This window comes from Synechococcus sp. R8-2, assembly GCF_047461715.1.
Taxonomy (GTDB): Bacteria; Cyanobacteriota; Cyanobacteriia; order Thermostichales; family Thermostichaceae; genus Thermostichus.
The window spans coordinates 1-5,812 of sequence record NZ_JANSHQ010000390.1 but is presented as its reverse complement, the minus strand read 5'-3'; the positions used below and the strand labels follow the sequence as shown (position 1 = coordinate 5,812).

Annotated in this window: 4 protein-coding genes; 2 read left to right on the top strand and 2 right to left on the bottom strand. The window is 59.9% G+C overall.

Translation table 11 applies throughout. From position 1 onward, the window contains the following. The coding region (locus NW819_RS09645) for an ABC transporter substrate-binding protein (RefSeq protein WP_414413602.1) at window positions 1-1,854 on the top strand (1,854 nt) is incomplete at its 5' end. A gap of 144 nt (window positions 1,855-1,998) precedes the next feature. Here NW819_RS09645 and NW819_RS09640 read toward each other — a convergent pair. Both NW819_RS09640 and NW819_RS09635 read right to left on the bottom strand, forming a co-directional pair. Further along, window positions 1,999-4,164, bottom strand: a complete 2,166-nt coding sequence (locus tag NW819_RS09640; protein ID WP_414413601.1) for a glycogen debranching N-terminal domain-containing protein — start codon at window positions 4,162-4,164, stop codon at window positions 1,999-2,001. A gap of 131 nt (window positions 4,165-4,295) precedes the next feature. Then, entirely contained in the window at window positions 4,296-5,555 is a 1,260-nt protein-coding gene (locus NW819_RS09635) for a glycosyltransferase (RefSeq protein WP_414342902.1), read from the bottom strand. A 67-nt stretch (window positions 5,556-5,622) separates the two neighbouring features. On the opposite strand from NW819_RS09635, the gene NW819_RS09630 reads away from it, so the two are divergent. Then, window positions 5,623-5,812 (top strand): hypothetical protein (locus NW819_RS09630; RefSeq protein WP_414413600.1); only part of this gene is annotated, 190 nt, incomplete at its 3' end.

The window sequence follows — 5,812 nt, the reverse complement described above, 5'->3', positions numbered from 1 at the left end:
GGCCTCAGCAGCGCGGAGCGCTTGGGCCACAGGGCGCGGGATGCGGGCGAGCTGTCTCAAACTGGCTTGAACGACGACTTGGCAAAAGAAATGGCGGCCCAAAACAACACCTCGGCAAACCGACTCAGGAGGAACCTTTTTGTCTCTCTACTAGGGATCCTTCTGCTCTGGCTCAGCGCTTGTGCCACGCCCACCCGCCCCCCCCATCTGGTTGCCACGGTGACTTCGGATCCCAAAACCTTCAACACCTATCTGGCCGCCGAAAGCTCTAGCCGCGACGCTATCGCCTACCTAGAGGCGGGCTTGGTCACCTTGGATGAGGATACCCTCTTGCCCAAACCGGAGCTGGCGGAAGGCTGGGAAGTGTCTGAGGACGGCTTGCGGTATGTCTTTACCTTGCGGGAGGGGCTGCGCTGGTCGGATGGAGAGCCCCTGACAGCAGCAGATGTGGACTTTACCTTTAACCGCATCATCTTCAACGAGCGGATCCCGACTTCTGCGCGGGATGTGAAGCGAATTGGAGAAGCCGGAGCATTGCCTCAGGTGCGGGCGCTGGACGAGCGGCGGATTGAGTTCGTTTTGCCGGAGCCCTTCGCTCCCTTTCTGCTGCAGGCCGGATCCCCTATTTTGCCCAAGCACATCCTCGAGCCCACTGTCGAGCAGTTGGACAGCCGGGGCAACCCCCTTTTCTTGCAAACCTGGGGTATCGACACGCCGGTGCAGCAATTGGTGGGGGCTGGCCCCTATGTCATGCAGGAATACACCCCCGGCCAGCGGCTGGTGTACCGGCCCAACCCCTATTACTGGAAAGGGGAAGGGATCCCGCGCATTGAACGGGTGATCCTGCGCATTGTGGACTCAGAGGACACCGCGCTGCTGCAGTTTCGCTCCGGCGAGACCGACGTGTTTTCGGTGCGGGGGAGAGATTTTCAGCTCTTGAAGCGGGAAGAAGAACGGGATCAGTTCACCATCTACAATCTCGGCCAGACATTGAACAACAGTTTCTTTGCCTTCAACCTCAGCCGCGCCCGTAACCCCCAGACCGGGCGGCCTTTTGTGGATCCCGTCAAAAGCCGCTGGTTTAACGATTTGAACTTCCGCCGGGCGGTGGCCCACGCCATGAACCGGCAGTTTTACGTCGATAGCGTCCTGCAAGGGTTGGGCCAGATCCAGCACTCGGTCTTCTCCCCCGCCAGCCCCTTCTACCTCAGCCCTGAAGAGGGCTTGCCCACCTACGACTACAACCCTGAAAAAGCGCGGCAACTGCTCCTCGATGCCGGATACACCTATGATGCTGAGGGCCACCTGCGGGATTCCGAGGGCAACCGTGTCCGTTTCACCTTGCTCACCAACGCCGGCAACAATCAGCGGGAGGCCACCGGCGCGTTGATCAAAGCTGATCTGGAGCGGATCGGCATCACCGTTGATTTTACCCCCATCGCCTTCAACACCCTGGTGCAGCGCACCGATAGCCGCGACTGGGAAACCCTGCTGCTGGGCTTTGGTGGCGGCGGCACCGAGCCCAACAACGGCTCCAACATCTGGCGCAGCGACGGCCGTTTGCACCTCTTTAATCTGGGAGATTTGCCCGGCAACCCGGCAGAAGGGGTTGAGGTCAGCGATTGGGAACGGGAGATCGACCGCATCTTTATCGAAGGGGTGCGGGAGCTAGACTTTGAAAAGCGCAAGGCCCTCTACGACCGGTTTCAAATCATCATCCAGGAACAGCTGCCCCAAATTGGCACTTTCAACCCCCTGGTTCTCTCAGCCCTGCGCAACCGCATTCAAGGGGTGGATCCCCGACCCATTCTGGGGCCATTGTGGAATTTGGATCAGCTCTACATTCAAGAGTAGAACTTCTGATGATGTGGGTGATGATGCATCTGATGATGTGGGATAGGGAGAGGCTGTCTGAACTGTTGAGTTGTGTCCCTATCGCCACATTTGGCAGGTGAAACTTAGTTGTAGGTTGTGTTGCGGATGTCTTGAATTTTGCAACTATTTCACCGTCAATTCCACGTCCCCCGCACTCCTGAGGACGGTGATCCCCACCCCTCCTGACTGCAGATAGAGACCGATGTCCAGGGATCCCTGGCCCACCTGCACATTCTCAAGAATGACATGGGGCAGCCACAGGGGCAGAGTGGGCTTGGTCAAATGCACCCGTTGGGCCAGCCCGTCGATCTCCAGCCCCAGACAAGCCTGCAGCAGCAAAAACACACTGGCCGCCGCCCAAGACTGGGGCAGACAGGCCACCGGATAAAGGGTGGGGCCCTCCCGCTGTCGCCGCCGAAAGCCACAAAACAGCTCAGGCAGCCGCTTCAGCTCCAGAAACTGGCTGGCATCGAACAGCGCTGTCAAGACCCGCACCGCTTCGCCCTTGAAGCCATAGCGAGATAAGCCTGCGGCAATCAAGGCATTGTCGTGGGGCCAGATGGAGCCATTGTGGTAGGACATGGGGTTGTAGCGCCCCTCTCCCTCCGGCACCGTGCGGATCCCCCAGCCGCTGAAGAAAGCTGGCTCCAGCAGTTGCCGGGCAATGCAGGCAGCATGCTCGGGATGGGCAATCCCCGAAAACAGACAGTGGCCCATGTTGGAGCTGCGCACCCGGCAGGGTTGCTTCTGGCCATCCAAAGCCAGGGCATAGCCCCCCAACTCTTCGCACCAGAAGTGATCCCAAAACTGCTGCTGCAGCTTTTCCGCTTGTTGTCGCAACTGGGCTGCTTGCTCTTGCCGCCCCAGCAGCTCGGCCATCTCTGCTGCCAACTGCTTAGCTTCGTAGGCATAGCCCTGCACCTCGCACAGGGCCAAGGGGGGTTCTGCCAGGGATCCGTCCGGGTAGAAGATGGCATCTTCAGAATCTTTCCAGCCCTGGTTGCGCAGGCCCCGCCGCGCCTTGCCGGCATACTCCAAAAAGCCGTCCCCGTCCGCATCCCCGTAAGTGTCCATCCAGTGCAGGGCTGCTTCGATGTTTGGCCAGAGCTGCCGCAACAGCTCTAGATCGCCGCTGCGGCGCACGTAGCGCCCTGCTAGCACCACAAACAAAGGGGTGGAGTCAATGCTGCCGAAATAATTGCCAAAGGGGATCTCGCGCGTCTTGGCCATCTCGCTGGAGCGCTGCTCATGCAGGATCTTGCCAGGCTCGGCATCGCGGCTGGGATCCACCTCCTGGGCCTGGTGGGCCGCCAGATACAGCAGCACCCCCCGCGCCAAGTCTGGAAACCACCAGAGAGTGGCCAGGGCGGTGATCAGGGCGTCGCGCCCGAAGACCGCGGTAAACCAAGGCACCCCCGCATAGGGATAAAGCCCGTAGGGAGTGCGGGTGAGCATCATCAGCAGATCATCCCGTGAGGCGTTGAGCCAATCGTTAAACTGAGCATTGCCGGTGTCGATCCGGTGGGCTTGCGCCCGCAAGGAAGCCCTTTGCTCCCGCTCCGCCTGCAGAGCCTCCTGGTAGGTCAAAGGGGCAATCTCCTCCCCGCCGTAGCTGCAGATCACCCTCAGCTCCAAATCCCGTTCCTCCTGCGGGGCCAAAGGCACCCACCACTGCGCCAGCTTCTCCGACACTAGCTCCGGCGCCGGCAAAAATTGCAACTGGGTTTGCCGCTCCACTCCATCCAAGCCGCGGTAGCGGAGAACCACTCCCTCAGGGTTCACCTGGGCCGGCAGCACTTGACCCCGCTGGGCCCGTCGGATGCCCCGGATCTCAAAAATATCGGCAAAGTCCGCCTCAAAGCGCAGGGTAATCGGCACGCGAAACGAGGCCGAGCCGTAGTTGTGAATGCGAATGCGCTCGTAGGCAACGTTGTTCCACAAAAAAGTAGTCCGTAAAACATGCAGAGTATCTTGACCGATAAACTGCCCCTCTGAGGTGGTGAACTCCGGGTTGGTCAGATCCACCGCCAAAATATCTTTGTCTTCCCGCACCTCTGAGCTGAGCAGCAGGAACTGCTTTCCCTGCAAGTCCAACACCCAGCGGGACAAAAAGCGGGTGTCGTCCCGGAAGAGGCCATGATCCCGGATGCCGAGGGGGCGCATGTTCCCTCGCCGGTCAAAGATGGCAAAGCAGTTGTCATGCTTGAGAACATGAGAGCGTGCCTCCACCCAAGAGGCGCTGGCCCGGATGTAGTACTGATCTTGAATTTGGATGATGTCTTCTGCCATCTCGGTCTTCTCGATCCCTATCCAGCCGGTCTCCTACGCGAACAGCTTACTGCTATCGGTCCACTCAAAGAAGGCGAAGAAGCAGGGGCCCCCCGATGCAGCCCAGCAGCCCTAGCTGCTACTTGGCCCATCTAAGCCTTATTAAGCTGCCTTCTTCGCGACATCTCCTGCCGCTCGTTCACCAGCTGGCGGTAGAGAGCCTCGTAGTCCGACACCATTCTTTCCACGCTGAACCGCTCCTCAAACACCTGCCGCACCCCGGCTCGGCTCAGGGATCCCACCTTCTCCACAGCCTCCACTGCTTCCTCCACCGAGTCGACAATAAAGCCGGAGCGCCTGTCGGCCATTACCTCGGGTACTGAGCCAAAACGGGTGGCAATTACCGGCGTGCCACAGGCCATCGCTTCAATCATCACCAGCCCAAAGGGCTCCGGCCAGCGGATGGGAAACAGCACCGCATAGGCCTTGCCCAAAAACTCGCTTTTCTCTTGGTCGGTGATTTCCCCTATGATCTCCACATTGGGGTGGCGACTGGCCAAAGGCTTAATTTCTAACTCGTAGTACTGGCGATCCACCGCATCGATCTTGATAGCAGCCTTCAGCGGCATCCCTGCCCGCGCCGCAATTTCAATAGCCGTGTCCAGCCCTTTTTCCGGGGAGACCCGGCCCAAAAAGGCCAGGTAGTCCCCCTTTTCTGGATAGAAACGGTGGAGATCCAGGGGCAAGCCGTGGTAGACCGTCCCCACCCAGCGGGCCTGGGGCAGCGGCAGCCGCTGGGCGTTGGAGATGGAGACCACCGGAATATCCTGAAACTCGGTGTAGAGGGGCTGCAGCTCCGGAATATCCAGCCGCCCATGCAGGGTGGCCAGAAAAGAAACCTGGGGGTGGCGACGGGCCAGGGCATAGGGATAGTAGTCGATGTGGCCGTGGATGATGTCAAACTCGTCGGCCATCTGAAAGGCTTTCTCGACCATCAAAACATGAGGAGCCACTGTGTCGATGGCCGTGGGATCCAAACGCAAAGCCCGCTCCCGAAAGGGGATGAGGCGAGCCTGGGTTTGGGAGTCGCCGCTGGCAAACAACGTCACCTCATGCCCCCGCCGCACCAGCTCTTCGGTGAGCCAAGACACAACTCGCTCGGTGCCGCCGTAGAGCTTGGGGGGCACACTCTCATGCAAAGGGGCAATCTGAGCAATGCGCATAGCCATCCTCCACACCGAATCATCACTGCTTAACGAAAACTTTTGCTGGCGCTCCGCCGCCGACCCTTGGGATCCCCTGTTGAGGGCACGCCATTCCTGGCTAGACTGTTCCGGAGTGAGCAGGAAAGGAGTTCGGGCTGCCGCCACCTGCCGGAGAGTTGAAGAGGCTTGAATGAGAACCCCAGCCATCACTTGCTCTTGCCCGCCGCAGCTTAATTTTCCTCCTCAGCGCTGGCTGTGGAGTTGCTTGGGAGCCATGGCCATAACGGCTCTCACGGCTGTTGCCGCTTGGGCGCGGCCAGTGCTGGAAGTACGCATGACCCTGGGCTTGCCCATCAGCCCCAACTACTGGTACATGGTAGCTCTCAGCCGGGCCGGCAGCCCTGGCCCTACCGCCAACTTGGTGGATCCCAACGTCCGTGTGGGGCCCAACGAGTACACCTTTG